General features: G+C 35.2%; 27 protein-coding genes and 1 pseudogene. 9 read left to right on the top strand and 19 right to left on the bottom strand.

Annotated features, from left to right (window positions below; all coding sequences use genetic code 11):
- Positions 1–414 precede the first annotated feature (414 nt).
- The 4 genes from ACWATA_RS06090 to ACWATA_RS06075 all read right to left on the bottom strand — a co-directional run bounded on the left by ACWATA_RS06090 (position 415) and on the right by ACWATA_RS06075 (position 5,476).
- Positions 415–1,860, bottom strand: coding sequence for a DHA2 family efflux MFS transporter permease subunit (locus tag ACWATA_RS06090; protein ID WP_430093593.1), 1,446 nt, complete (start codon positions 1,858–1,860; stop codon positions 415–417).
- 534 nt (positions 1,861–2,394) lie between these two features.
- Positions 2,395–2,928: an SF0329 family protein gene (locus ACWATA_RS06085; RefSeq protein WP_328173250.1), complete on the bottom strand. Its 534-nt coding sequence runs from the start codon at positions 2,926–2,928 to the stop codon at positions 2,395–2,397.
- A 149-nt stretch (positions 2,929–3,077) separates the two neighbouring features.
- The gene (locus tag ACWATA_RS06080) at positions 3,078–4,775 is read right to left on the bottom strand and encodes an MFS transporter (protein WP_473049641.1); all 1,698 of its coding nucleotides are present in this window, start codon (positions 4,773–4,775) and stop codon (positions 3,078–3,080) included.
- 68 nt (positions 4,776–4,843) lie between these two features.
- Positions 4,844–5,476: a TetR/AcrR family transcriptional regulator gene (locus tag ACWATA_RS06075; protein WP_430093588.1), complete on the bottom strand. Its 633-nt coding sequence runs from the start codon at positions 5,474–5,476 to the stop codon at positions 4,844–4,846.
- Positions 5,477–5,754: 278 nt separating this feature from the next.
- Between ACWATA_RS06075 and ACWATA_RS06070 the strand changes: the two genes are divergently transcribed.
- A complete protein-coding gene (locus tag ACWATA_RS06070; RefSeq protein WP_028414863.1) occupies positions 5,755–5,949 on the top strand; it encodes a hypothetical protein in 195 nt (64 codons plus the stop codon).
- Between the two features lie 219 nt (positions 5,950–6,168).
- Here the strand turns inward: ACWATA_RS06070 and ACWATA_RS06065 are convergent, their stop codons facing one another.
- The 5 genes and pseudogenes from ACWATA_RS06065 to ACWATA_RS06045 form a co-directional block, all read right to left on the bottom strand.
- Positions 6,169–6,366 carry a ChaB family protein gene (locus ACWATA_RS06065; protein ID WP_033580050.1) on the bottom strand — a complete coding sequence of 66 codons (198 nt, stop codon included), beginning with the start codon at positions 6,364–6,366 and terminating at the stop codon, positions 6,169–6,171.
- Between the two features lie 153 nt (positions 6,367–6,519).
- The gene (locus ACWATA_RS06060; protein WP_255219755.1) at positions 6,520–7,062 is read right to left on the bottom strand and encodes a GH32 C-terminal domain-containing protein; all 543 of its coding nucleotides are present in this window, start codon (positions 7,060–7,062) and stop codon (positions 6,520–6,522) included.
- 24 nt (positions 7,063–7,086) lie between these two features.
- Positions 7,087–8,034, bottom strand: a complete 948-nt coding sequence (locus ACWATA_RS06055) for a glycoside hydrolase family 32 protein (protein WP_473049640.1) — start codon at positions 8,032–8,034, stop codon at positions 7,087–7,089.
- Positions 8,035–8,088: 54 nt separating this feature from the next.
- Positions 8,089–9,797: pseudogene (locus ACWATA_RS06050) on the bottom strand (glycoside hydrolase family 13 protein).
- Between the two features lie 320 nt (positions 9,798–10,117).
- Positions 10,118–11,110 (bottom strand): LacI family DNA-binding transcriptional regulator, encoded by a 993-nt coding sequence (locus ACWATA_RS06045; RefSeq protein ID WP_311264881.1) that lies wholly within the window; start codon positions 11,108–11,110, stop codon positions 10,118–10,120.
- A 390-nt stretch (positions 11,111–11,500) separates the two neighbouring features.
- Between ACWATA_RS06045 and ACWATA_RS06040 the strand changes: the two genes are divergently transcribed.
- Complete coding sequence (locus tag ACWATA_RS06040; protein ID WP_034328168.1) at positions 11,501–12,730, top strand: MFS transporter; 1,230 nt, start codon at positions 11,501–11,503, stop codon at positions 12,728–12,730.
- A gap of 1,059 nt (positions 12,731–13,789) precedes the next feature.
- Positions 13,790–14,050 (top strand): hypothetical protein, encoded by a 261-nt coding sequence (locus ACWATA_RS06035; RefSeq protein WP_115654627.1) that lies wholly within the window; start codon positions 13,790–13,792, stop codon positions 14,048–14,050.
- 216 nt (positions 14,051–14,266) lie between these two features.
- On the opposite strand, the gene ACWATA_RS06030 is transcribed toward ACWATA_RS06035, so the two are convergent.
- Positions 14,267–14,485 carry a hypothetical protein gene (locus ACWATA_RS06030; RefSeq protein ID WP_098626274.1) on the bottom strand — a complete coding sequence of 73 codons (219 nt, stop codon included), beginning with the start codon at positions 14,483–14,485 and terminating at the stop codon, positions 14,267–14,269.
- A gap of 261 nt (positions 14,486–14,746) precedes the next feature.
- On the opposite strand from ACWATA_RS06030, the gene ACWATA_RS06025 reads away from it, so the two are divergent.
- The 3 genes from ACWATA_RS06025 to ACWATA_RS06015 all read left to right on the top strand — a co-directional run bounded on the left by ACWATA_RS06025 (position 14,747) and on the right by ACWATA_RS06015 (position 16,401).
- On the top strand, positions 14,747–15,163 hold the full coding sequence (locus ACWATA_RS06025) for a hypothetical protein (protein WP_154992236.1): 417 nt from the start codon (positions 14,747–14,749) through the stop codon (positions 15,161–15,163).
- Positions 15,164–15,276: 113 nt separating this feature from the next.
- Positions 15,277–15,708 carry a hypothetical protein gene (locus tag ACWATA_RS06020; protein ID WP_154992237.1) on the top strand — a complete coding sequence of 144 codons (432 nt, stop codon included), beginning with the start codon at positions 15,277–15,279 and terminating at the stop codon, positions 15,706–15,708.
- Between the two features lie 99 nt (positions 15,709–15,807).
- Positions 15,808–16,401, top strand: a complete 594-nt coding sequence (locus ACWATA_RS06015; protein WP_154992239.1) for a hypothetical protein — start codon at positions 15,808–15,810, stop codon at positions 16,399–16,401.
- Positions 16,402–16,480: 79 nt separating this feature from the next.
- Here the strand turns inward: ACWATA_RS06015 and ACWATA_RS06010 are convergent, their stop codons facing one another.
- A complete protein-coding gene (locus tag ACWATA_RS06010) occupies positions 16,481–17,683 on the bottom strand; it encodes an iron-containing alcohol dehydrogenase (RefSeq protein ID WP_033580042.1) in 1,203 nt (400 codons plus the stop codon).
- Between the two features lie 80 nt (positions 17,684–17,763).
- The gene (locus ACWATA_RS06005; protein WP_154992240.1) at positions 17,764–18,273 is read right to left on the bottom strand and encodes a GNAT family N-acetyltransferase; all 510 of its coding nucleotides are present in this window, start codon (positions 18,271–18,273) and stop codon (positions 17,764–17,766) included.
- Positions 18,274–18,684: 411 nt separating this feature from the next.
- Here ACWATA_RS06005 and ACWATA_RS06000 point away from each other — a divergent pair, with 411 nt between their 5' ends.
- Positions 18,685–18,876, top strand: coding sequence for a hypothetical protein (locus ACWATA_RS06000; protein WP_034267423.1), 192 nt, complete (start codon positions 18,685–18,687; stop codon positions 18,874–18,876).
- Positions 18,877–19,276: 400 nt separating this feature from the next.
- Here the strand turns inward: ACWATA_RS06000 and ACWATA_RS05995 are convergent, their stop codons facing one another.
- Positions 19,277–19,444, bottom strand: a complete 168-nt coding sequence (locus ACWATA_RS05995) for a hypothetical protein (RefSeq protein ID WP_176544752.1) — start codon at positions 19,442–19,444, stop codon at positions 19,277–19,279.
- A gap of 196 nt (positions 19,445–19,640) precedes the next feature.
- On the bottom strand, positions 19,641–20,024 hold the full coding sequence (locus ACWATA_RS05990; protein WP_034267427.1) for a hypothetical protein: 384 nt from the start codon (positions 20,022–20,024) through the stop codon (positions 19,641–19,643).
- 583 nt (positions 20,025–20,607) lie between these two features.
- On the opposite strand from ACWATA_RS05990, the gene ACWATA_RS05985 reads away from it, so the two are divergent.
- Positions 20,608–21,321: a hypothetical protein gene (locus ACWATA_RS05985; protein ID WP_034267430.1), complete on the top strand. Its 714-nt coding sequence runs from the start codon at positions 20,608–20,610 to the stop codon at positions 21,319–21,321.
- Between the two features lie 53 nt (positions 21,322–21,374).
- Here ACWATA_RS05985 and ACWATA_RS05980 read toward each other — a convergent pair whose 3' ends face one another.
- The 3 genes from ACWATA_RS05980 to ACWATA_RS05970 all read right to left on the bottom strand — a co-directional run bounded on the left by ACWATA_RS05980 (position 21,375) and on the right by ACWATA_RS05970 (position 22,865).
- The gene (locus tag ACWATA_RS05980; RefSeq protein ID WP_014458831.1) at positions 21,375–21,521 is read right to left on the bottom strand and encodes a hypothetical protein; all 147 of its coding nucleotides are present in this window, start codon (positions 21,519–21,521) and stop codon (positions 21,375–21,377) included.
- Between the two features lie 43 nt (positions 21,522–21,564).
- On the bottom strand, positions 21,565–22,485 hold the full coding sequence (locus tag ACWATA_RS05975; protein WP_182031156.1) for a CPBP family intramembrane glutamic endopeptidase: 921 nt from the start codon (positions 22,483–22,485) through the stop codon (positions 21,565–21,567).
- A gap of 221 nt (positions 22,486–22,706) precedes the next feature.
- A complete protein-coding gene (locus ACWATA_RS05970; protein WP_013058419.1) occupies positions 22,707–22,865 on the bottom strand; it encodes a hypothetical protein in 159 nt (52 codons plus the stop codon).
- A 314-nt stretch (positions 22,866–23,179) separates the two neighbouring features.
- On the opposite strand from ACWATA_RS05970, the gene ACWATA_RS05965 reads away from it, so the two are divergent.
- Entirely contained in the window at positions 23,180–24,292 is a 1,113-nt protein-coding gene (locus ACWATA_RS05965; protein ID WP_098626258.1) for a type II asparaginase, read from the top strand.
- Between the two features lie 134 nt (positions 24,293–24,426).
- Here ACWATA_RS05965 and ACWATA_RS05960 read toward each other — a convergent pair whose 3' ends face one another.
- Positions 24,427–24,813 carry a hypothetical protein gene (locus ACWATA_RS05960; RefSeq protein ID WP_034267448.1) on the bottom strand — a complete coding sequence of 129 codons (387 nt, stop codon included), beginning with the start codon at positions 24,811–24,813 and terminating at the stop codon, positions 24,427–24,429.
- A 385-nt stretch (positions 24,814–25,198) separates the two neighbouring features.
- Entirely contained in the window at positions 25,199–26,617 is a 1,419-nt protein-coding gene (locus ACWATA_RS05955; protein WP_033580029.1) for a sodium/glutamate symporter, read from the bottom strand.
- Positions 26,618–26,620: the final 3 nt, after the last annotated feature.

Raw genomic sequence — 26,620 nt, 5'->3', positions numbered from 1 at the left:
ATAATAAGAGAGAAGCACATTACCTATAAATTATAAGGTGGAGGGTTAACCAATAAATAAAAAAATCGCTAATATTATTATCTTTTTTGTATGGTTCCTGTTCTTGTTCCTTCTATGGATCATCTTCTCTTTTTCTAAAGGCCAAGGTGGAGAATGGTGGTCTATGTACCATTTGAACTCCCATAAATATGGTCCTTGGGCTTTAGAGATTTCTTACATAAAAATTATTGTTGCTGCTGTTATTTTCTTAGTAATAGCCTCTATCATAAGTTTTCGATCTAAAAGAAAAAGATAAAATCACCTAAGATACTGCTCGATAAAAAAAGAGTTTCTACCATAGCTTTTATCTTTCTAACTTAAAACCTTCCCCAAACCTAAAAAAACACAGACCATACAATGGTCTGTGTTTTTTTATTAATGTGCTTTTTGTTCAACATTAACTCTCTTGATAAAGAACGAGATAACCAATCCAACAATGGAAACAATAATCGCAAATACGAACGCATGTTGAACACCGTTGGTAAAGGCAAGAACTTGGTTTAAAGGATCCATTTTATCTGATACCGTCTCAAGGAAGCTTCTTGAACCTGATGACAGAATCGAGATTCCAACAGCTGTTCCGATTGCGCCAGAAACCTGTTGTAAAGTGTTCATAATCGCTGTTCCATGCGGGTACAGCTCAGGCGGAAGCTGGTTTAATCCATTTGTTTGAGCTGGCATCATAATCATCGAAATGGCGATCATAAGCGCAATGTGTAATCCAACGATAAACCCTGTTGACGTTTCCAGCGTTACGGTTGAAAAACCATACATGGTGCCGGCTACAATCACAAGACCAGGAATAACTAGCCATTTTGGACCAAAGCGGTCAAATAATCCGCCCATAACCGGTGAAAGAATTCCGTTAATCACTCCTCCTGGCAGAAGCATTAGGCCAGCAGCAAAGGTTGATAAAGCTAATGATGTTTGTAAGTACAGAGGTAAAATCATCATCGCAGACAGCAGTACCATCATGCAGACTAGAATTAATAAAAGACCAATTGTAAACATTGGATACTTAAAGGCTTTAAGGTCTAACATTGGCTCTTTCATCTTCGTTTGACGAATAGAGAATGCAACTAACGCGATCGTTCCAATGACAAGAGTTAGAATAACCTGTAGACTTCCCCAGCCCCCGCCTTCTCCAGCGCTGCTAAATCCAAATACAATTCCTCCAAAACCTATTGTTGAAAGAACAACAGAAATCATATCGATTTTTGGCTTTGTTGGTGTCGTAACGTTCTGCATAAAGAAAGCTCCAAACACCAAGGCAACCACTAATAACGGAAGTGAAATCCAGAAAATCCAGTGCCACGTTAATGTTTTTAAGATTAAGCCTGATACAGTTGGTCCAACAGCTGGCGCAAACATAATAACGAGGCCGATGATTCCCATTGACTTTCCACGCTTATGCGGTGGAATAATAACAAGAATTGTGTTAAACATAAGCGGTAAAAGTAAAGCAGTTCCCACGGCTTGCACGACACGGGCAATCATCAGTACCCCAAACGTTGGTGCAATAGCTGCAATAAATGTTCCAATGATGGAGCAAATTAGCGATGCTATAAAAAGCTGTCTGGTCGTAAATCGTTGAAGAATAAAACCTGAAATAGGTACCAAAATTCCTAACGTTAATAGATACCCTGTTGTTAGCCATTGTGCCGTTGTTTCGTGAATACCAAAGCCTGAAATTAGCTCTTTTAACGCCATATTTAGCGCTGTTTCACTAAATAAACCGATAAACCCGGCAATAAGAAACGACGTAATAATCGGCAGCACTTTGATGTTAGAGCCTTCGGCTGCTGTTTGTTGATTACTCATATTAAATTGTCTTCCTCTCTTTTACGTACTCTTTTTGGTGAATTTTTTCTATCTCAATGATAAGTTGATTAGCAGACAAACAATACATACCGATATAAAGATTAGTAATAAGTTTAAGACATTGTGCTGATTAAGCTTTTTCCTTCTCTTCTCTTTTGACCGGATTGCTTTTTGTCTTCTAAATTCGTTTCTTTCCACAGATACCTCTCTCTCCATTTCATTTCTAAATTACGTATGTAAACTGTTTCCCATTTATGTATATGCTTTTTCAATAAGCAAGATAGAACTAAAAAATGAAAAGAGGAAAGGTACTTATTTATACCATTCCCCTGCACAAAGGAAAAATGAATTTCCACTTTGCATACCAGGAATATTGTAACACATCTATAAGTACTGTTTCTATCTAAAATATACTAAATAATGATATCTATATACCTAACTTAGTGCCCTGTGACAATTAAAATTTGTTTCTGTTATTTCATTAGCAATGACGTATATAGTCATTTTTGAATGTAATAGAAGTTCTGTTTATGTTCATTGGCTACTATGTATATTCTCTGCTTCACAACGTAATTTATAAAAATCCTGAACGAATGTGTTTTCTTCTAAAATGGATTCTTTCATTTTACGTAAAGTTCTTTTTCCTACACGACGGTCAAGCATACACAATATTTTTATTAACATATCATTCGACTTTAAAGATAATTCAATTGGTGAATTAAAATATTCCTCCAAAGCAGAAAAGAAATCATATTGTGCATAAATGCCTTCCGTTTTTAATTGTTCTTGAGCTTGTTCTTGGATTGCTCGATTATTAAAAACATTATCATAAGTAAAATCGTCTAACTGAATACGAATATCTCTTTCTCTATAATATTCTTCTTTTTCAGCAGTAATCGTGCACATATTTAACATTTCTACTTTATCAACAGTTATAACAGCCCTACCTAACTGGTCATGTGCTTTTCGATAATTAATTACTTGAAAATCTACTCTTGAATGTAAAGATTCGCACATAAAACTCATTAAACGTTTCTTTGCTTTGCTCCATTTCGGTTGATATAGCAATAAACTCCCTCCCTTTCAACCTATTAAATTTTACCATTATAACATATATATGGTAGTAGAAAAGAAGTATATGCAAAAATTAAAAGAGCAAACTCTTTTACATGTGAGCTTGCTCTTTCTCTTCTTCATTCAAATTTCTTCAGTTTAACTTATTGTCCTATATCCTTCATCCTTTTGAGAGCTTTTCTATATTCTTGATCTCTCATATGCAGCATTTTATCTGGAGAAAGTTTAGGCTGACCAAACTTTTTCAAAGCTTCTCTATACTCGCTGTCACCAATGACTCCATTCGAAACAATCTCTTTAGGCGAACGCTCAAAAACGGGAGTAGTTTTTTTACTGTGAACCTCTTCTGTACTCAGCTTTTCTTTATTTTTTTCTTTATCATGCGGCTTATGAGCCAGCTTGTGGCCCTTACCTGTTAGGAACATCAAAAACGAGAGAATGAATACTACAATGCTTAATACACACGAAAACGTAGAAAACGTATGATACGTAATGATTTCAGATTTTACATGTAGAGACTGAGTGAAATTTTCTTTACTAGCAACCTGGCTCTCTGCGCTTACCGTCGCAAGGTGATTTTTATACACCTTTGCAAAAACAATACTGCTGATTACAGGAATGACTGCAGATACTGTAACTCTTATAAATTGAACCGTGACCATTCGAGGGACTAAACTTGGTAGTGGTCCGCCTAAAGCAGCACCCATAAGACCTGCAGCGACCGTGAACCCTACTCCTGCGATTAAAGCAGCGAAGTTACTAACAAAGAGAAAAGCTGAAGCATGACCGTCCACATACATCCACTGTATGTTTACTCCCATAATAATGACGGCTCCTATAATACCTAATACGCCCGGCCCGACTTTATCATATAATACGGCACTTAATATGGCCGCAATTACTATCCCCACAAAAAGCCCGATATAGATCAGTGACATCTCTCCTTTATCAAAACCAGATCCACTTTTAAGCAATCCTTGTAGAGATAAAAGAGTGAGACTCATACTAATATTTCCTATAACAGCGATTAAGATAGCGAGAGCTGGTTTTCGAGAAGCCACTAATCGAAAGGGAATTAAAGGATTTTTAATATGCCATTCTGCTATAAATAAAAAACATAAAAAAATGATGCTTCCTACTATGCCTATCCATACATAAGTAGATGCCCATCCTGATTTTTGGAGATTAAGTAATGTAAACGTAATAAATGCAGTAACCATAAACATTAACGCTACACCGATGATGTCAAATGGTTCATGATGTTTTTGCTGTTGCTTGGCATGATCATTTGTTAAAAATTTGTAGCTAAAACCTATTCCCAGTAAGGAAAGTACGGCCGCTATATAAAATAACCATCTCCAGTGTCCGTAGCTTTTCACTAACATTCCGAGAAAAATACCCACAACGCTAGAGCCATAAAATCCGCCAATAAGAATCAGTAATGCCAAGTTCCGTTTCTGAATCGGAAAAGAAAGAACCAGCATTGGAATCATCATCATAAGTGCTAAACCCGTTCCTGTCCCTTGTAAAAAACGACCAATTCCCATTCCTAAGAAGCTGTTAGAAGCAATACTTACGATAGCTCCTACAAGAAACAAACACATTGAAAGAACATAATTCCTTCTCTCCCCTAACTTGTGTCGCAGGATAGGTCCAAACGGAATACAAAATGCAAAGCTTATAACCCCTATTAAAACCGGTGTTATCGAAATATAAGATTGATTGTTAAACGTTTGTTGGAGAATTTCACGTATAGAATTTAATGACGTGTTTAACATTAAACCAGGACCAATAGCTAAAACTGCCAGTAAGGAAATCCTCCAGTGTTTTTCTATTTTCATACTACAATTCCTTTCTGCCTTTCATGATTGTAAAATATCTTTATTTGAACAAACTAAAAAATAAAGCTTCAGTAAGGAAGCTTTATTTTATTTTCTAAACCTGCCACTCGAATTGGCCCTAGAAGGGTTAAACGGGTTAATTTATCAGCCATAAATGCAGGGCTAAATTTCATATCGCTTTCTAACCAAGAACAAATGACACCTATATGAGCTGATGTGATATAGCTAATCAGGATATCTTTAGGAATTTCCAGTCCATCCTCTGCTTCTCCAATTGAAGAGATTAGCTCTCCGTACACTCTTTTCTTTACAATTTCCGTCATATGACTTCTGAATTGAGGCAACCCTCGGTCACTTAGCATGACTTTAAAATAATCAGCGTGTTCGTAGATGAATTCAAAAAGCTTTAAAAAAGAAACAGACTCATCTTTTTCTTCCACTTCTGAGGAAGCCTCGTTATTTTGTTTAGGCTTTACCTGCTCTATTAGCTCTTCTAGAACTTCATTCATAATCTGAACAAGAAAGTCTTGCTTATCTTGATAGCGTAAATAAAATGTTCCTCGCGTTAACTCCGCTTTTTCCGTAATTTCTTGAATCGTAATGGACGTGACATCTTTCTCCTTAAGAAGTTCGACTAAAGCGTCTCTTAAATATTTATTTGTTCTTTTTATCCTAGGATCTACTTTTGTTTTTTTAGTCATAGTTGATCTCCTTGTATCACTTTTATTAAGACATACGATGGACTATTTAAACTATCCTGTATCGTTAACATACATTTTATACACAACGTAAACTAATGAACATCATGTATATTAAGTCTTACAAAGTATTGCCAATCTGTCAATATCAAAAATTGGGTAGGGTTAAAACATTCCATTGTTAGAGATGGATTGCGTGAAACCTTTTGTAAAAACGTTCAAAAGAAATGGTATTAGAAATGAGGTAATAGTAAAAATTGATATTATGGAGGTGTTTTCTTATGAAAAAGTTTGAAGTAACGTTTCATTTAATCAATGGTGAAATCAGTCATATAGTTGAAACTAAATCACTTATTCGTGCAAAGAACTACATACAATATAGATTTGAAGATAAAAGTAAAGTATTGGACTTAGCAAATGACTTAGTACTCGTTAAAAGCAGCGTTCAATACTTTACCGTAGCTGAAAAAGAATAAGTAATGATATAAACGGAGTAGAAATTGCTTGTTCCACCGCTGTTAATTTCCATGCAAGGCTTCGCTTTTCGCAGGCGGCAAGTGAGCCCGCAGGAGTCTTTCGCCTTGCTATCCAATTAACGGCTACAAGCACCTACATTCACCCTCATAATAAAAAAATCCGAACAGTTTATCGTTCGGATCTTCCTTCCACTAAACTACTTTTAAGCTCTTCTCTCACTATTTTTTCACCCAGTTGTCATTACTATCCTTTTTGTACTTTGTTTTTACTGCATTCCACGCAACTTTATGCGCCGTAGCTTCTTCTTTGTATTCGTCACTCGCTGAGTTAAATGCTTCTTTATAAATTTCCTGAGCATGATGAGGAAGGTTATCTTTTACTCCATCAGGCAATTCTTTTAATGAATTGTAAGGCATAACAGTGTTCCTCCTTGAAAGCATCGTTTACTACTGATTTACCTGTTCTTAATGAGTATAAACATTTAATAAACTCTGAAAACGAATGGGAGTTTTGACTCTATAAAAAAGAACAGCACCTCTCTAGGAAGCCTGTTCTTCAAGTGAATCTAATTACCCTTTAAACATCAGCGGGGAAACGCCCTTACTTAAGTTCCATTTGCTTAAGGTAATCAATTCAATTTCTTGATCAGCAAAGAAACAAATACCTTTTGCATTTTCTACAGGATAGATTCTGCTCGTCATCACTTTCTCGCCTTCATTAATAAAAACTTCAATGGACGATTTATCGACAAAGAGATGAAGATGCAGGTGGTTATCATTTAATCCAACAGGTGCTTTTCTTACTCCTCCATCACCTTCACCTGAGTTATCGCGATTAAAGATAAACAAACTTTCTAATCTATCATAGGTTAAAAGCGTTTCTTGGTGAGTTTCGTTATCTGTTCGCAATTTCACTCCGAATTTTGAAGCGGCTTTTGCGTTAATTTTCACTTCAAGTTCGTAACAATCACCTGAAATACCTGCAAGTTCTTGTTCTCCACTAACGATAATATTTTTATACTGCACGTGATGTTGACGAAGCTGCTTAAGCTCTGGAATTGGTTTACTAATTATGTTCCCTTGTTTAATAGAAAGCTCACGCGGAATAGTCATTGCTCCTGTCCAATTGTATTTTTGTTAAGGCATGCAGCTTTCCCACATAGCCATCCACGCTATCATAATTCGTCTGCCGTGTTCATCTTCTGTTGTTTGAGGAGCATAAAAGTCAAACCCGTAGTCTAAAAGTTGAAAATCTTCATGTTGAAGCAGCCCCGTTTGATAGTCTAATTTCCCTTTTACATATCCAGCTTGATGTAAGTTATGATAGAGATCCCCTTCTGGTTTTACTCCTTGAGGCGACATGACAAGCACGTCCTGTCCGCCGAGACTAAAAAGATCTGGACATTCCCACATAAAACCAAGATTCCCTTGGCTTTTGGCCATTATATTTATAAACTCCCAATCCATTAGATCTCTTGAACGATACAAAAGAACTTGGCCCTCATGATCCTTCGTGCGTGACCCAAGAACACAATAATAATAGTCATCTTTCTTCCATACTTTTGGATCTCTAAAATGATCAGGGTGAATATTCCCTTCAGGCACTGAACCAATAACTGGGTTTTGAGCTGCTTTATTAAAATGAACGCCGTCTTCGCTTACAGCAAGACACTGAACTTGTCGTAAATCCGTATCATAGTTAGCTCCCGTCCACACATTCCCTGTATACATGGCATAAAGCTTTCCATCTTTTTCAACTGCACTTCCTGAAAAGCATCCATCTTGGTCATATTCTTCACTCGGAGCAAGAGCAATAGGGAGATGTTCCCAATGAGTGAGATCTCTACTTTTTATATGCCCCCAAAACATTGGCCCCCACTCGAGAGAGTATGGATGATGCTGATAGAATAAATGATACTCACCTTTGTAAAAGCAAAATCCGTTTGGGTCATTCATCCAATATGCCGGTGTAGACACATGGTATTGTAATCGCCAATAATTCTGATTAACAGCCTCCTGCTCGTTTAACACACTCTTCATTGCCTTTGAGATTTTTTCTTGATGTTGATTTTTTAATGTTTTCAACCGATTTCTCCCTGCCTTTCTCTACGTGAATGAGTTACGTGTGATAAAAAGAGATTAAAACGATGAATCAATCTCACAAACAATGGATTCGTAAGGTCGCAATTTTAGTTGATTTGGGTGTAATTCCAAATGATCGTAGTTCGATAAAATAACTTCTTTCATAGTAAAATCTAAGTTTAAAGCTACTTCTTTATGACCAAAGTTAGCGATTACCGCTATTTTTTTATTATTAAACTCCCTTGCGTAAGCCATGATTTGTAGACTATCTTCAAACAAATCTTCGTATTTACCAAAAGCAATAACCTCTGAATATGGACTGCTTTTTCTTAATTTAATTAAATTTTTATAGAAATAAAATAAAGAATTATCATCTTTTAAAGCATTCTCAACGTTAATAGAAGAGTAATTAGCATTTATCTCTAGCCACGGTGTGCCTTGGCTAAACCCTGCATATTGAGAATGATTCCACTGCATAGGTGTTCGGGAATTATCACGGCTGCGTCTCCAAATTGCTGCTAATGCTTCTTCTTTTGAGAATCCTTCTTTCAGCGCAGAGTGATATTGATCAATTGAAGCTAAGTCATTGTAATGCTCAATCGACGGATACTCTACATTTGTCATTCCGATTTCTTGTCCTTGATAGATGAATGGTGTGCCTTTTAGTAAAAAATAGACCGTAGCTAACATTTTTGCTGACGTAGGTCCTATATCTTCTGGTTTAATAAATTTATTTAAAGAACGAGGCTGGTCATGGTTTTCTAAATAAAGCGCTCCCCACCCCGTATTGTTATAGAATGTTTGACTATCAGAAATAGCTTTTTTAAAATCAAGCAGATTCCACTTATGCGGTTCATACCATTTTCTTTTTTTCCTACGTCTAAATCGACATGATCGAATTCAAAAAGCATACTAAAATGTCCTTCTTCTCCCGCGTAAATAGGCAGTTCTTTGTGTGATACTCCCGGAGCTTCCGCCACAGTTAAGATATCATGTGAAGCAAAAGCTTGTTTACTTAGTTCACTTAAAAATTCATGAATGCCTTCTTGATTTGTTTCAATTACATTCATTTCACCATCCGAATTAGCAAAGTCCTGTCGTTTTTTTATAAATGTAATGGCATCTACTCGAAAGCCGCTAATTCCTTTTTCTAACCACCATGTGACCATTTTATAGACGGCATTTCGAAGATCAGGGTTTTCCCAATTAAGATCAGGCTGCTTTTTAGAAAATGCATGAAGATAATACTGTTCTGTTTGTTCATCATACTCCCAACATGAACCGCCAAAAATAGATTCCCAATTATTAGGAGGGTTTCCGTCATCTTTTCCATCTTTCCAAATATACCAATCTCTTTTCCGATGATTTACATCACTTTTTGATGCTAGGAACCACTCATGTTCATCCGAAGTATGGTTAACGACTAGGTCCATAATAATCTTTATATTTCTTTTTTTGGCTTCATCAATCAGTAGATCCATATCTTCCATAGAGCCAAATTCTTCTGCAATGGCTTGATAATCAGAGATGTCATATCCGTTATCATCCATTGGAGATTGATAAACTGGACTTAGCCAAATAACGTCGATACCTAACTCTTTTAAGTAATCTAATTTTTGAATAACTCCTTTTAAGTCGCCAATTCCGTCACCATTCGAATCGTAAAAACTTTTCGGATAAATTTGATATACAACTGCTTCTTTCCACCACTGTTTATTCATCGTTACAGCGCTTTCTGGATTCTTTCTTTCGCTTAGTTGAACCATTTCTTATCAGCTCCTATGTATTTATATTAAAATGATGTATATATTCTTTTGTTTTTTATGGTATCGATACCATATGTGGTTAAAAAAATTTATGTTATTAAAAAATCTGATATAACCCTTTTTACCTCACGCTTCTATACTTACCTCAAACTCTTTGTTCTAGTATGCGATAAATAGCTGAATGTAGAGGAACTGTCTTCTGCTTTAAGGTAAATTTATTGTATTATATTATGGGAACGGTTTCAATTATTTTTCTGAAAATTTTTCAAAAAAGGTGAGAACTAATAGATTTAGCTCTCACCTTCATCTGTTATCTCCTATCACGTTGAGCTTCGAACAACTAGCTCGATTGGGAGTTCAAACGTTTCTACTTTCGATTCAGAATCATTCAGCATATCGATCAGGATTTCCATCGCTTTAATCCCCATTTGATCAATCGGTTGTCGTATAGTTGTTAGCTTTGGATCTAACATTTGTGCAAGAGGTTGGTCATCAAAGCCAATAATCGCCAAATCATTAGGTATACTTAGACCAGACTCTTTGGCTTCGATCATCATTCCTCCAGCAATTTCATCACTTCCTGTAAATATAGCCGTTGGGCGATCCTCCATTGACAGGATTTTTTTAACTACTTGTTTTCCGTCTTCAATACTATGTTGATTAACAAAAATCCATTTTGGATCCGGCTGAATTCCTGCCTCTTGAAGTGCTTTTTGATAACCTTGGTTACGGTCCTTGTCCTTACCTTCCTCAGCGAACAATCCACCTGTACAGTACCCGATTTTCCGGTGTCCCTTTTCAAGTAAATGCTTTACGCCTATATACGCACCCTTATATTGATTTAATCGAACGATTGGAACATTTGCGTTGTTTACATATTCGTTGCACAACAAAATAGGACCATACTCAGTAAACGGCTCTATGAGACTCCAGTCATTTTCAATGGACGTCATAATAATTCCGTCAACTTGCTTTGTTTTCAGTAAATTTAAAAATGCTAATTCTTTCTCTTTATCTTCATTACTTTGAAAGATTAATACATGATAGCCCTTTTTATAAGCAACTTGTTCAATTGAATCGACTAAATAAGAGAAAAATGGATTTATAATCTTTGGTACAATAACACCAATTGTAGTCGTTACCTGTCCTCTTAACTTTCTTGCCGAAGGATTTGGCGTATAATTAAGCTCTTTCATTGCTTTTAGCACACGATTTTTTTTCTCTTCTGAAACATACGAATGATTGTTTATAACACGGGAAACCGTTGTTTTTGATAACCCCGATAATTTGGCTACGTCGTATATTGTAGGCATGTGTTTATCACTCCATCACTAACTGAAATCAGTTTCATACTTATTTTACGTTAAAAAAGAGTCAAAATGCAATGAATGAATTCGTTTGCAACTCTATACCATCTGTTCAATAAGAATACAGTAGAATCCCTATAGGTCTTTGAAACAGCCCTTTTTATATAAAATGTTTCATGATTAATAAATCAGTACATATCAAATTGCTTATTTTATATGTAAGAAACCAGTACCATATTAAAAAAACACATTACACTTAAACAAACCTTTTCTGGAAGGTATTTTTGTTAATTATTTTCTTGTTGACATATGAAATCGGTACCATATATAATACAATCAATCGAAAACGCTTTCTAAATAATATTTAGATACATAAACAGCAAAGGGGATTTAAATATGGAAAACAATAAACTTTATTGGAAACTAAGCAGTTTCTTTTTCTTATTCTTCTTATCTATTGCCTCTATTTTTACTTTTTTTGCTATCTGGTTGGGACAAAGCCTTAACCTTTCCGGAGCGCAAACAGGTATTGTTTTTTCTGTAAACGCTGTCTTTACTATGCTTTTTCAACCTCTTTATGGATATATCTCTGATAAATTGGGGTTACGAAAGAATTTATTATACTTCATTTCAATTTTAGTTATTTTATCTGGACCGTTTCTAATTTTCATCTATCAACCTCTTTTAAACTGGAATTTTTGGGTAGGAGCTCTGACAGGCGGAGCTTATCTTGCCATCACCTTTTTAGCTGGAATCTCAGTCATCGAGTCATATATCGAAAAAGTTGGCAGAAAGTATGCGTTTGAATTCGGTCGTGCAAGACTTTGGGGATCAATAGGAGCTGCCGTTGCTGCTGCTATTGGAGGACGAATGCTTAATATTAACCCTGATATCAACTTTTGGATTGCATCGGGATCAGGCGTTATCTTATTACTTGTTATTTTCCTTACAAAAGTAGAAGTATCCACTATTGAAGAAAAGAAAGCAAAGTCCCTTTCTATTCAAGATTTAGGTAGCTTATTTAAACGAAAAGACTTCTGGATTTTTATGATTTTTATGCTCGGGACTGGCTGCATTTATAATGTTTTTGACCAGCAATTTCCTGTATATTATGCCTCCCTGTTCCCAACAGAACAATTAGGAAATCAAATCTTTGGTTACTTGAATGCAGGTCAAGTCTTTTTAGAATCCGGGATGTTATTAGTTGCTCCATTCATTGTGCGCAAAGTAGGTCCTAAAGGCGGTTTAATTTTAGCGGGAATCATTATGATTTTACGCGTAGTAGGTTCAGGGCTAGTATCCGATCCATACAGCATTTCCTTTATCAAGCTTCTTAACGCACCAGAGTTTGCCATTATCATCGTTTCTGTATTTAAATATCTGGCTACACATTTTGATACGAAATTCTCTTCCATCTTATATTTAGTTGGATACCAATTCGCAATGCAACTAGGAGCGGTTATACTCTCCCCTATTGTAGGAAACCTATACGATTCCATTGGCTTTCGTCACACATACTTAATCATGGGAGTTATCGTGACTGTCTTTACTCTATTTGGTGCATTTCTTTTAAGAAACAACAATCAAGCATCTAAAGATAATAATGATTCAAAGCTTACTGCTTAGAACAAGGAAAAATATTTATTAAATGTGATTCTCGTAATTTTGAAAGCCCTTGCTAATTGTAGCAAGGGCTTCTTTTTGATGAGTTTCTTCTATTAATAATATATGGAACTAAAGTATATATCTTTTCAAAAGAGATCATGGATAAAAACAAAAAATAAAACGCTTTCATTTTTTTATTCTATTAACTCATTTCCTTTGTTACAATGAAATTATAGGGATTATAGCAGAAGGGCAGATGGGACATATGAGTACAAATCTATTGATCATTTTAGGGGTTATATTTCTGACAACAGTTGCTATCACTATTTTAATTAAGATTCCTGAAGAGGAATAAACTACATCATAAAATAAAATAAAAAGCCACCTCATTCTTTTGATATTAAAAAGTGAGATGGCTTTTTCGAATTTTAAGCATTGCAAAAGTTTAAGAAAGATTAGGTCTATAAATAACTATAGCATATTAATTGAAAGGTTGTCATACAATTTTAGATAGAAAGAATCCCCTTCTAGTAAGGTATATACGTAAACAATGTGTGAAAAAACAAGAATTTTATTATGTCGTTGCTGTACATACTACATTTTAAGGAATTCATATGATAGTTAATAAAAAAAGAACTCCACTTATGGTAACTAATGATATAATTACCTTTAACTGTATAAGAGGTGATTTTGTTGATAGAAGATTTATTGGAGGAACACTACCGTTTTTCCCTCCCAAGGAAACAATGGCTGCTAAAAAGAAACTTAGTCTATTACGTAAGCAAGAATGGTTTAGAACGCCTTAGTTAAGAAAGGATCGACGAACTATGAAAAAATCGAATAAAGATCACTTACTTTGGAACATGTTAAAGCTATGGATTTCTATACCTAGAAATATTCGTGTAGCATTTCTTTGGGCTTTTATTTTAGGAATCTCCTACTTGGGCTGGGTAAAGCTAATCCACCGATTTATTTGACATTAGCAATTTACTTTCGGATCGTTTTTATTGTGAAATAATCCAGAGGAGTTATTTGAGTTGTAAAAGATAAGAAAAGCTTATTGGAAAGGGATAGATTCATATGGCTGTAAATATGATTTTTAATCCATTTTTTGCTTTAATAGTCCTTGTTGTAGGGATGTGGACGGCAAGTACGGTTCACCAATTTTTTGGGTTAGTATCGATTTTAGGAGGTTTGTTATTAGGGTTCTCTACCTTATTCAAAAACGGTACAACAATCAATAAAAAGTCAAAGGTTTTACTTTTTGCATCTTTTGTTTTTCTGTTGAGTTTATTCTCATTAGCTTACTTGGTTGTATCGGCCTTTATCTTTCATTTCTAAAGACACTTTAAATGAATAAACAAATAAAAGGATCTGGTAAACTAAGATCCTTTTTGATTATGGTATTCTTTCGCCTTTCTTTTTAGGTATTGAAGACAACGCTATGAAGATTGGGATTATGAATATATAGTTCTCTTTAGATACTCCCAACGTTAGTAAAATCGTCAAGCCTATTACAGCTCCTAAAATCATTCTGAAAATAGTACTTATCTCCATTTACTTAATAGTTCCATTTAGATTATCTTCTGCTTTTTTCATAGGTTTATATACAAAGACGTGTAAAGATAATCCTATAACTGCAGTAACATTTAAAATAATACTCAAAATTGGTAACGCCCATTCAAAAAACGCAGGTAAATGTCCGTTCATACTTACTGTAGACATATTAACTCCAATTATTAATATGGAAATTAACAAAGGCAAATTTTTAATCAATGCAATTCCTCCTATACATTATCCCTTTGATTTTACCATAATAAGAAATAAATGTATTTATACTTTCAATTTCAAAGGAATTCCTAATACGTTAACTAGGATAGCTACTTAAAACCATACGTTACTATACATCTACTAATTTTCGTATATTTTCTTTTTTTGTAGTGCTATATTATTATTTGTGACTTCTTTTTGAAAAATAAATTTTTGACCCTATTGCTGTTCGCAGTACAGTTTATTAATTAAAGGAGAATTGTATGTATGAACTATTTGATACGCAAATTACACCCATACCGCTGGGCTATTATCACCACTTTAATTATCTTTGCTGCAATGTATCTTTACTATTTTTTCAGTAGTCAACCACACCTTACTGGTCAATCACCAAGTAAAGTGTGGAAAGCCGAATATACACGTTCTGATACATATTGGGAAGGAACTCTAAAGTGCTTATCTGAAGATGATATTACATTACATAGGTTTAATATTATAGAGAACGGTAAAAAAGTGGACTATTCTCCTCATAACGATATAATTTTTCAGCAACCCTTTGACTTCATGTCTTTAGGTGACCGTCCACAAAGGAATGAGACTTATAAAGTTCAAATAGAATGGAAGGATTCTAAAGGGACTCATAAAGAAACCTTTCCATTAGAACGATCATATAATCCTTTTTAGAGACATGGGTTTACCCAAAAGATTAGTCGCTGATAACATAGTTCAATTTAAGGAAACAAGAAGACCCGAAAAATAAAAAACTCAACTGAATATACTATTAAAGGAGAACTGCCTTGAGTCGCTTTATAAAACTAGTTGTTACATCCCTTTTATCTACTGCTATTTTTAGTGCTGTCTATGGGATAATCAGCTTAACACCTGAAAGTGAAAAAGAACCTAATATTTATTACTTCAGCTTTACAGATACATTCGTATTTACATTTATGTATACTTTACCCGTTTATATAGTTGTTGGACTTATTTGTTTCTATCTAATTGATATGCTAGCACATAACAGGCAGACAAGAAAAATGTACTTGTCTAAACTCTTAATGTACTCGTTAGCAGGATTAGTTCCTGCTTTAGCATTTTACTTTCTGTTTGAAGGAATTCAGTTAGATTACCAATTGTTATTTTATTTTTTTGCACTGGGTATTCTTGCATCTAATACTTTTTATCATACTTTGCTACTTATAAATAAGGTTTTTAACAGAAAGAAAATTTAATTAAGGTCTGCTTTTGCTTCTAACGAAAACGGACATTATGATACAGAAGGATTTTCATATATATTATAGAAAAGAATAATTTCAGAAAGAGGAAAATGTGTGAAACGTAGTCGATTGTTGGTTTTATCGTTAATTAGTAGTTTGTTAGTTATTCTAGTATCGTTATTCCAGTGGGATCTCGTTGATATAATAACGGAATTTTTAATGTTGCCTGTTTGGTTATTTGTCTATGCCTTCTTTATCATCATAACTGTATGGGCATTGATTCATCTTTTTAAAAATAGAAAGTGGCAGCCGGTTGTTATTCAGTTCATTACTATTATATTATGGTTCTTCTTTCCCTTTACTCAAGTCAACTTGGATTTGAACTTTATAATCCATCAGAATAAAAGAGAAGAAGTTGCGGCTAAAATAGAAAATGGCGTGATTAAACCTAACGTACCCGATAGTCCATCACTTATTCAATTGCCAAAAGAGTATACTCAATTGTCTAAAGGCGGAGGCGACATTGAAGTAGAAACAAAAGGAGAGTCGACATCAATTCTTTTCTTTACGTACCGCGGGATGCTAGACAATTTCTCAGGATTTGTTTATGACCCAAATGATCATAAACCTTCAAAAAGCGATTTTGACGGAGATTTTAAACAAATAGAAAAAGTACATAAGAACTGGTATTACGTATCTTCTTATTAAAAATAGATACTACTTAAAAACTGGCCCCAAATCGTTAGACACTGTCTGACAATTGAGGCCGGTTTTTAATTTTCATTCTTTAATTCAAGCTCTCTACTTCAGAATGCCGTTTTTTATCTACACGGTCAAAGTAAGCTTGTTCAAGAATTTGCATATAATCAGCCTCGGTAATTAAGCGGACGTTACTTGGCGTTGAGTTGTTTTGCATAGCCAACTTTACAATGCTCGGAAAGTCTTCTTTCTTTACACCCTCTAGCTTTTTTAATTTAGGAATATTTAATGATTCTGTTAATTCTATAATTCCTTGAATTAATTTTTCAACAGCTATTTCATCTGAATCTGAATCTTTGGCAAAATTCATATACCTTGCTAATGTAGCATGCAGCTGCTTATTCTCCATAGAATTAAAACGTAATACGTATGGTAAAAACACTGCGTTAGCAACTCCATGGGGGGTATCATAAAGCCCTCCAAGCGCTTCTGCTAAGCAGTGTACCGAGGCAACATCTGCAGATCCGAAACACAAGCCAGCTAAGAGACTTCCTTCCAGCATATCTTGACGAGCCGCTTCATTTTTACCATCGCGGAAAACGATAGGCAATGCCGAAACAATCGTTCTCATTGCTTGAGCCCCAAGCGCTTGTGAAATAGGATTTGTGACTTTACAGGTATAACCTTCAATCGCATGAACGAGGGCATCAATGCCAGTCGCAGCCGTAACAGAAGGCGGAAGACTTAATGTTAGTTCAGGATCAAGAATCGCCAAGACAGGTCTTAATGTACTATGTTTGAGCGTCATTTTTCGATGTGTAGATGCCTCGGTAATAACGGCAGAACGAGTAACCTCTGAGCCCGTACCTGAAGTAGTTGGAATACAAATAACTGGTGCGATGTTTGAATACAGAAGTCGGCCGTCTGCATAGTCAGATGGTTCTCCGCCGTTTGGGCCGCACAGCGCAATAGCTTTTCCCGTGTCCATCGCACTCCCGCCACCAATGGCCACAACTGCCTCCGCACTAAAGTCACGAAATAACTTAGCACCTTCCAAGCAGTTCGTATCTCGAGGGTTTTGTTCAATTGAATCAAATACCAGCACTCGGTAACCAGAAGCCTCCAAGGCAGTTACAATTGGTGAAACTAATCCCGCACGAACCACACCAGGGTCACTCACGACTAAAATTGATGAACCAATATTTAAAGATGTCAGCATTTCTGGTAATTCTCTAGCTTTCCCCATTCCTACCTCAATTCGAGTAGAACAAAAATAGTTATAAGATTTCATTTATACCCCTCCCGTTGTCTAAAATCAAATACATACCTTAAGAAGCACTATTTTTAAAAATTTCATCATGGCCGGTAAGCTTACTTGTTCCATTCTGAAGCTAATATACCCATAAAATATGTATCTACGTATTTCCCATTCACATAGGCATGGTTTCTTAATTTTCCTTCGGTAACAAAACCAATTTTTTCATACAATGCAATGGCCTGTTCGTTTATTCCTCTTGTGGTTAAATAGATTTTATTTAGACGAAGCTGTTTAAACCCTAGATCAATCATTTGCTCCATAGCCATTCGACCATATCCGTGACCTCTAGATTCTGAAGATAGAAGAATTCCTATACTAGCTCTTCCATGTGCATAGTCTATATCCTTCAGAAATACCCATCCGACTAATTCTTTTTCATCGCTTTCAATTCCTAAAATTAAATCGTTGTTCATTCTTTTCTTTTCTACTTCTTGTACTACCTCTTCATAAGTTAAAGGTGTTCTGCCTATCACTCGTATTGCCCGTTCATCATTTAACCATTTATGTAAGTATTGAATGTGCGTAGTTTCAAATGGCGTAAGATGTATTCTTTTTGTACTCATTGATTTATCTTCTCCTTCTAAAGAAATGCAATCACAAATTACAATTCATTCCATACTTGATTCCATAAATATCGCTGACAAAGGTAAATGTGTATTTCTACTTACGATATACAACAGCCAAATTAAAATAAGTAGATGCATAATTGAATGAAGCCATTAATCTGTTTAAATAGAACACTTTTGTATATAATTCTGGAATCAATAAAAAAACCCTCTCTTACATTTTACGTATAGTTAATCTTTGTCTTTAATTAGGGTTAATTCATCGGTTTGAGCTATTAAATCAATTTTCTCTAATCTAAGGTTGGTCCTTCTAATAAACCCCATTACGTTACTCCGATGTAATAGAAGAAGGATTTTTACTTTTTAAGATAGAATAGTTCCTTAAAGAATCATAAAGGAGTTGATTTCATGTCTAAACAAACAAAAGATAGAAAAGAAATAAAGCTTTTGGATTCTCAAATTTACTTATGTGAGGAAATTAGAAAGTTGTTGAGGAAAAAAGAAAAAAGAAGTCTAGCCTTTGAACAAGAGTATACAGAACATGATATATTACACATTGCTTTAAACAGATTAATGAGTGAGTTAATCTCTAGACATTAAAAATTTCATCTATTATATTTGATATTATTCCAAATAGATACGTTTAATCTAAAAATAGACAGAATATTTCATTAATATCTTTACTTTGTAAACGTTTTCGTTTATACTAAGTATAGGTTGGATGGCATGAGTGGCTGTCATAGTATTTAGCGTAGGCGGGGCTGATATGAGGGAACAGGGCATAGAAGAAATGTCCTTTTTTTGTTTGGGCAACATTTGTTAGAAACTAGGAAATGTTATAAAACTTCTTTCAAACGCTTTTTTTGTTTCATATGCCCTATCCAGTCTAGAAATTGAAAAAGACCACCTCTTCCCAGTTACAAGAGGTAGCATTTTTTAAAATTGAATGAACAGTAGTCGTTAAATAATGCTTTATTGCATCTTGATTAAGTTGCTTAACTTAAGGAACGGTATTCACAGACAACATATTCACCGCTTTTTCCAACAGTAAAATATCTTCTTCAACCATTCTTTTCATATCATCGAGATCAAGTTGAATATATTCTTCTTTTAAACGTTCTAATTCCCTGACGAACAGGGATCCCGTATAGTACCTATAATTTGTCACTACTATTTATCCCCTTTGTATGCTCTTAATAGATGTAATTCCCCTTTATTCAGATTAACAACCAATAAATGCAAAATTTTTTAAAAAAATCCTTCCCTGATGTAGGCAAAGGATTTTTAACTTGATTAAAATAGGGAAAATATGTTATTAACGTGGCCGGATTTTTAGTTTCATATACATACAACGTTTTATCGTTCTACTTTGATTTTAAATCAAATTTATCTTCTTTCCCATTCCATTTTATTGTCACGTGATAAGGAGCGTTGCTGCTTTGAGTCGAACACCCGCTGCAGCTTCCATTTAAATTAATTTTCCCTTCTGTCTCGTCATCCGTACCTGATAATTTGCTTGTTTCCCCTTCAACAACATAAGAAACTTTTCCTACTTTCTCCTTGTCTTTTCCTTTATAGATGATACTGCCTTGCCCATTTTCAGTATTCTCTCCTTTATTTAAAAGATATAAAGCTTTCCAATGATCTCCTTCACCTTCGAAACGCACACTTTCTTCTTTGGTACCACAGCTACCCAATACTAATAAAAAAATAGATATAAGTCCTAAAAACAAAAACTTCCTTTTCAATTTAAATCCTCCTACACGATAAAAAAGCACCCAACTATCCTATTAGGTGATTGTTTGTTAGTATCTGTTCTTTTTTTCAAGTAATTTAATTAATCTATCATTTTGTTTCACTATCGTTCTTAGCTTAGCTTCTAACGAACATAAAGTGATAAAGACGGCTATAAATCCTATAATGACAAAAAACATATTAGCTGATATCCCCCATACATCATTTTATTTTCAGAACAATATCTATATAATAACATTTTTTCTATATTTTATATCATAATGTTGTTTCTTAGTTAACATAATAAATAAAAGGAATAGGAAAGTGTTCTCTTAAAGGAAACCTTCAGGGCCGCCATTTAAACGTTCTAGCTATACCAAAATACAGAATGAATATGCCTTCATCCACGAACTCAACAGCTTTCCTTTATAATAAGTAAGTAAAATATGTATATACTATAAACTAACACCATTATTAAAAGTATGATGGTTACGAACATCTACCCATAATTGAGCAATGTTTCTATCTAAATCATGGTTTCTCTTCTTCTATTAAAGGGAATTAAACCCTAAAAGTGAACCTTAAAAGGAGACCATCATGGTTACAATTGAATCAATTATCATAGGTATTGTTTTTATCCTCATTCAACTATACGCATTAACGATTGTCGAACGTTCTCCAATCGGGGAGCAAAAGCTGCTCTCATTATCAGGCGGTGTAGCTATTGCTTATGTATTTATTTATATCTTACCGACGCTTCATAAGAAACAAGAAGAGTTTGGAGGATCGCTAGCCCTTGATACTGAACTATATTTTCTTGGTCTTCTCGGCTTACTCGTCTATTTTTCAGTGTATTCATTTGCTCAGACAAAAGCAGCCACTCACCTAACGGAACTGACCGTTTATATGGTACAGGCTAGTTTTTTTATGATTTATTCTTTTATCATTTCTTATGTCGTGTTTTCAACCGATGTTAAGCGAGTTGAATCAGTATTCTACGGACTGGCTATCAGCCTTCATTTTATCGGGTGGTCTTACCATCTAGGAAAAAAACATCCGCGCTTACACAAAAATAGAGGTCGCTATATGCTTGCCGGAGCAACTTTTCTTGGGTCAATTTTGGGCGTCTTTGGCCCCTCATCAGGCCTGCTTATTGAGTCGATGATTGCTTTTAGTTCAGGTGCAATGTTATTTAACGTCATCAGTAAAGAGCTCCCTTTTGAAAAACATGCGCATTTGCCAACCTTTTTAATCTCATCTCTTGTCTACGCGGCTACAATGATTTCGTTAAAAGCTTTTTTCAATTGGTAGTTGCGTGCGCGTGTTTTTACAAAATAAAAAGAGCAGCCTTTAAGGCTGCTCTTTTAAAGTATGGTTTTTATTACTAGATATACTGCAGCAATCGATGCAAGAACGATAAGCACATTTAAAATACGATGTTGAGTAGCTAAGTGGCCCCGCTTCATTTCTGCACGAGTCAATGGTTTATTTTCATCGTGATTTCCACTCACTCTGTTACATCTCCTATCCTGTTTAGGTATTGGTTCTGCCAATTTAAGCAATAAGCTGATCTTTGTCAGCTGCTTCTTCCTTTTTTATCTTCCCTCTACATAAGACATAGAAAACACTGAACATAACAATCGACCAAATAAGGTTAGCTCCTGGCTCAGTGTTAGCTACCTTAAACAAACTCGGTATAGACCCGAAAACAGAATCATCCGTTGTAAGGAACAGAGCGAGAAATATGTTGTTGGCTGCGTGTGCGCCAATGGTAATTTCTAAGGTTTTTGTTTTAACCGCGATATATGTAAGAGCAAAACCAGCTACAATATAATCTAGTCCCACCAATATAATCGATTTATTCATTTCAGGATTAGCAAAATGACCTATTGAAAACATTAGTCCCACAATAATCGCAAGTAAAATTGGACGCTTCACTTTCTTACCCACCCATTGAAGAAGAAGACCTCTAAAAAACAGCTCCTCGGTTGTTGTTTGAATAGGTACTAATAAAAGCGTGATCAGTACTAACAGGGCATACTCTTTTAAACTTACATGATTCCATGAATAATCCGAGTGGTTAAACACGACATCAATTAATTGTGAAACGATTAGTAACAGACTAAAAGCTCCAAAAGACCATATTACTTTCTTCCAGTTCACACGTTTGTTAGCAGTGATTAGTGATTTCATTTTTCGTTTGTGAATAAAACGAATCCCAATCCATAAACCAAAAATCCAGCATATGTACATAATATGAGACAACAGAAAATCAAGATTAGCATTGATTCCTACAGCTAATCCGCTATCAAAATCAACATATGATTTTCCACTTTCATCAGCTGCAACCATTATCATTTCAGCAATAATATAAATAATGGATCCTAACAGCATAAACACAGAAGCAAGAATTGTTGTACTTACATAACGCTTCCAGCTATTTTTTCCTTCTTCCACATTTAAATAGTTTTTCATTTTATTCTTACTCCCTCAGCCTTCTCTTCTCAACTACATCGTTCTTCTCTACTTCGTTGTTGTCTAGGCAATGTAAAAATCTATTAGGACCCGAAGTCCTGCAATTATGTTAACTACCGCCTGCTTTTCACCTGTGAAGATAAGGGAAGAGACTGAAAACATTAAGAAATTACAACTCTACCCATTACCTCTTTATATAAAATTTAGCGCCTTAAAAGCCGTCAAAAAACAGCTTCTTCTAAAAGAAGACTCGACACTAAGTCATCGTTAACTTTTATATCCTGCTCATACGTGCCCGCATACACATAATTTTGAAGAAAATACTTGCTACTCAAGAATATATATCCTAGAACAACTAAAATAAATATTTTTTTCAACATCGTCCTCACCTTTTTATCTAAAGTTTTCCCCTCGCGGCTGCTTCCACAATCGCTAAGGGCTTATCCATAAATAGCTTTTCATTTTTTAAAATTAGCTACCATTCTATCTAACACCGCAAAAATGTATATAAGTTACAATTATATTACATTATCATTACAAATGTAACAATAGTATTATAACTAAGAAACATAGGATAATCAATTAAAAATAATTCATTTATCTATTTATTTTTAGGAACCATACTTGGATATTTCAAACTCAAATTACCAATAATACCGTTATATGTCTTTTGAGTAAAAGGAGCTACGTAACAATGGAACTGAAAAGAATAATAGGCGTCACCTGTTTATCAAGCGTTATCTTATTTTCGGGACCTTTATCATTAGTCAACGCATCAGTAGATAATTCTAAAATGACTGTAAAACATTCAGTGAAAGAAGAGTTGCCCAATATAAAGGTTTTGGCCACTGGAGGTACGATTGCAGGTTCTTCTGAAAGCAGCACAGACACAACTGGATATGAATCAGGAGCCCTTGATATTAAAACCATCATTAAAGCTGTTCCTGAGTTAAAAAAACTAGCGAATGTAAGCGGAGAACAGGTTGTAAATATCGGAAGTCAAAATATAGATAACACCATTCTGTTAAAGTTAGCAAAACGAATTAATACACTATTAGCGTCTAAGGACGTTGACGGGATTGTCGTGACACACGGATCTGATACGATGGAGGAAACGGCTTATTTTCTAAACTTAGTAGTAAAAAGTGACAAGCCTGTAATTGTGGTTGGTTCAATGAGACCAGCTACCGCTATAAGTGCAGATGGACCGCTAAACTTGTATAACGCAGTAAAAATTGCTTCTACAAAAGAAGCACGAAATACCGGTGTTTTAGTAGCGCTTAACGATCGAATTGGCGCAGCTCGTTATATAACGAAAACACATACAACGGCAGTGGATACGTTTAAATCCCCTGAACAGGGATATGTAGGAGAAATAGCTGGAGATCAGGTATTATTTTATAATAAAGCAACTCGTAAGCATACAACGCAATCACTATTCGATGTATCAAAATTAGATAAGCTTCCTCGAGTAGACATCATATATGGGTATCAAAACGACTCTAGGAACTTTTATGACGCAGCCGTAAAAGCCGGAGCAAAAGGAATAGTCGTCGCAGGAGCAGGAAATGGGCTGCTATCCGATGCTGCTCTAGCAGGTGCTAGAGATGCGGTAAAAAAAGGCGTAGTTATTGTGAGATCCAGCCGCGTAGGAAGCGGGGTTGTGACACATGAAGAATCAGATGATAAAGATACGTTTGTTACATCGGATTCATTAAATCCACAAAAAGCCCGTATTCTTTTAATGCTTGCTTTAACGAAAACAAAGGATCCTAAAAAGATTCAAGAATATTTTAATGAGTATTAATCAAAAATATCTCTCCTCCTCCATTTTGGTATTTTAAGAACAATCGGTAACAAAAGTATAAACAGGCCGAGACACCACCACTAGCATACTTTTGTCTCAGCCTGTTTTCATAAGAAAAAACATCAGCAGCTCCCTTATTCATTTCCCCAGTTCTTGCTTTCTATAATTAAATGATTGGATGTGGCGTCTAGCACACGCCATACTAAGGTCTTACCTTCTATATCTTTTAACTCGATAACGCCTTCTAACTTATTAGTATTCACATGGACACGCTTCTCATCTATTCTTTGCGCACTTTTTAATCTCGTTCCAAATGTTGCAGGACTTTCTTCCGTTAGCTTTACAATTACATCTATCATACGTTTGTCAGAAATATAGTTTTCGCTGTTTTCATAGTTTTGATCAGCAGGTTTAATAGCGTGTTCTAACCCAGTTTCATATTGGCGCCAATCAACAATTAAAAAAAGCGCAAATACTAAAGACACTGTTAGTAATAAGCCATACACAACATTTCGTTTCATTTATTTTTGCTCCTTTCAATAGCGATTTATAGGTAAAACAAAGAAACCACCTGTTGTAAGAATAGGTTGTATCAGAAAATAGTATCGTATAACTCTGAAAAATATTCCGGTTTCCGAGTAAAAGAAGGTATATTTTTAAAGATTTCTACCTACAGAGACTATAAACATCTAGACAATCAGCTTAATATAGGTCAAGCACTACCAATCCATTAATTAAGAAAAACAAGAGATAAATCATGGTAGAAAACGGACGAATTTATCCTTCTCTATCACAAACTTCTCATCGGATTGTAAGAGCCCGTAAACATATGTTTACGGGCTCTTGTTTCTCGTTCATAAGATATAAATATAATTAGTCAAGTATACATATTTTATTTAACCTACGTTATTTTTCAATATGTTCTCCCGATATCCGAATAAAGCCTTCATTTCTATCTAATGGAACAGGAGGACGCTCGCCTAAAGGAACCTTCCAGTGCCACCATTTGAAGATTCGAGCGATGACGAAACATAGAATTGATATGCCTGCAAAAATCCCAACAAACGTCCAGTGCTGTCCGCTTAGCAGCATAACAGGCCCCGCTGACCATGCAAATAATTCTAACGGCGTATTAAGCGGTCCAACTACCGCTGTGTCTGTAAGTGTTTTTGATTTATTGTTAGGATCAATAATTCTTAGTAATGTAAGTCCGATAGCGAATACACCTGTTGAGTAGCCATACACAAATATAGAACGTTCAAACCAGCTTTCATAGTTCATAGCAGGTCCAATTACGACTAGCATCACCACCACTACTACTATGCCTGAAAGCATTAATAAACCAAGTGGAAGTGCATATTCAACAACAATCGGTAATTTAATTGATGCTACACCGAAAAATACAAGAAAATCGGTTGCTGCACTTCCTAAACGATCGACTATCTTACTATCAACGTATTTGTAAACGCCTTTTTCTCCTTTGCCTAGCAATATGTACATAAGCAGTGCTATCAAAAATGCTATTGTAAATGTTGGGAATTCTAGTCCCCAAGCAGTAGCAATATAGTTATTTAATAGATAGCCCAAACCTGACGGCACAACTAACAATGCTAAATGAAAAGCTAATGGATCCATGGCAATTGGTGAAATCGTGTCATTCCCCATTGCCGTTCTATTTTTAGGCTGAACTAATCCTGTTTTTAGATCCTCCGAAATTTCCGAAAAATCTTTCACATAGTGAGTATAACCTTTTCGCGTTGCCCATTTTATAAAGATAAGTCCACCAAAAATACCTGCTAAAATACCGCCGGTAGCAGCTGTCATTCCTAAGTCAGTTGCATTTTCCCATCCTAAATTTTCAAAGGTTGTACCTACCGCTGCCGCCGTTCCATGACCTCCATAAAATCCGGCTGCTAAAAGCAAACCAAATCCGTTATTAATCTCCGGGGCAAACTTTGAAATCACTAAAATCGAAAAAACAATTGGAATAGACATTTGAAGACCTATACAAAGAATTTTATAAGTAGCATATGCGCCCATTCGATTAATATCCTTTTTCATATTGCCTGGTGAAAAAGAAAACCCGTTTATCCCAACTGCCGCAAATACAAAGATGGTGATGATTCCTGCATAGGAGCTAATATCTTCAGAAAAAGGTAGAACATTTAGAAAGCTAGGTCCTAGTGCTAAACCTAAAAAACCTGCCAATAAGCTTGCTGGAATAAAGCTTCTTTGAATAAATTTAAATTTTGCGCGAAGCAGCATGCCTATTAGAATCAGGACGCTGGCACAAGCAAAATCTACTAGTATCGTATATACAGTCATTCA

Source organism: Priestia sp. USM5 (assembly GCF_058323215.1).
The sequence above is the reverse complement of the archived record's forward strand: the minus strand, read 5'-3'. Positions and strand labels throughout refer to the sequence as shown.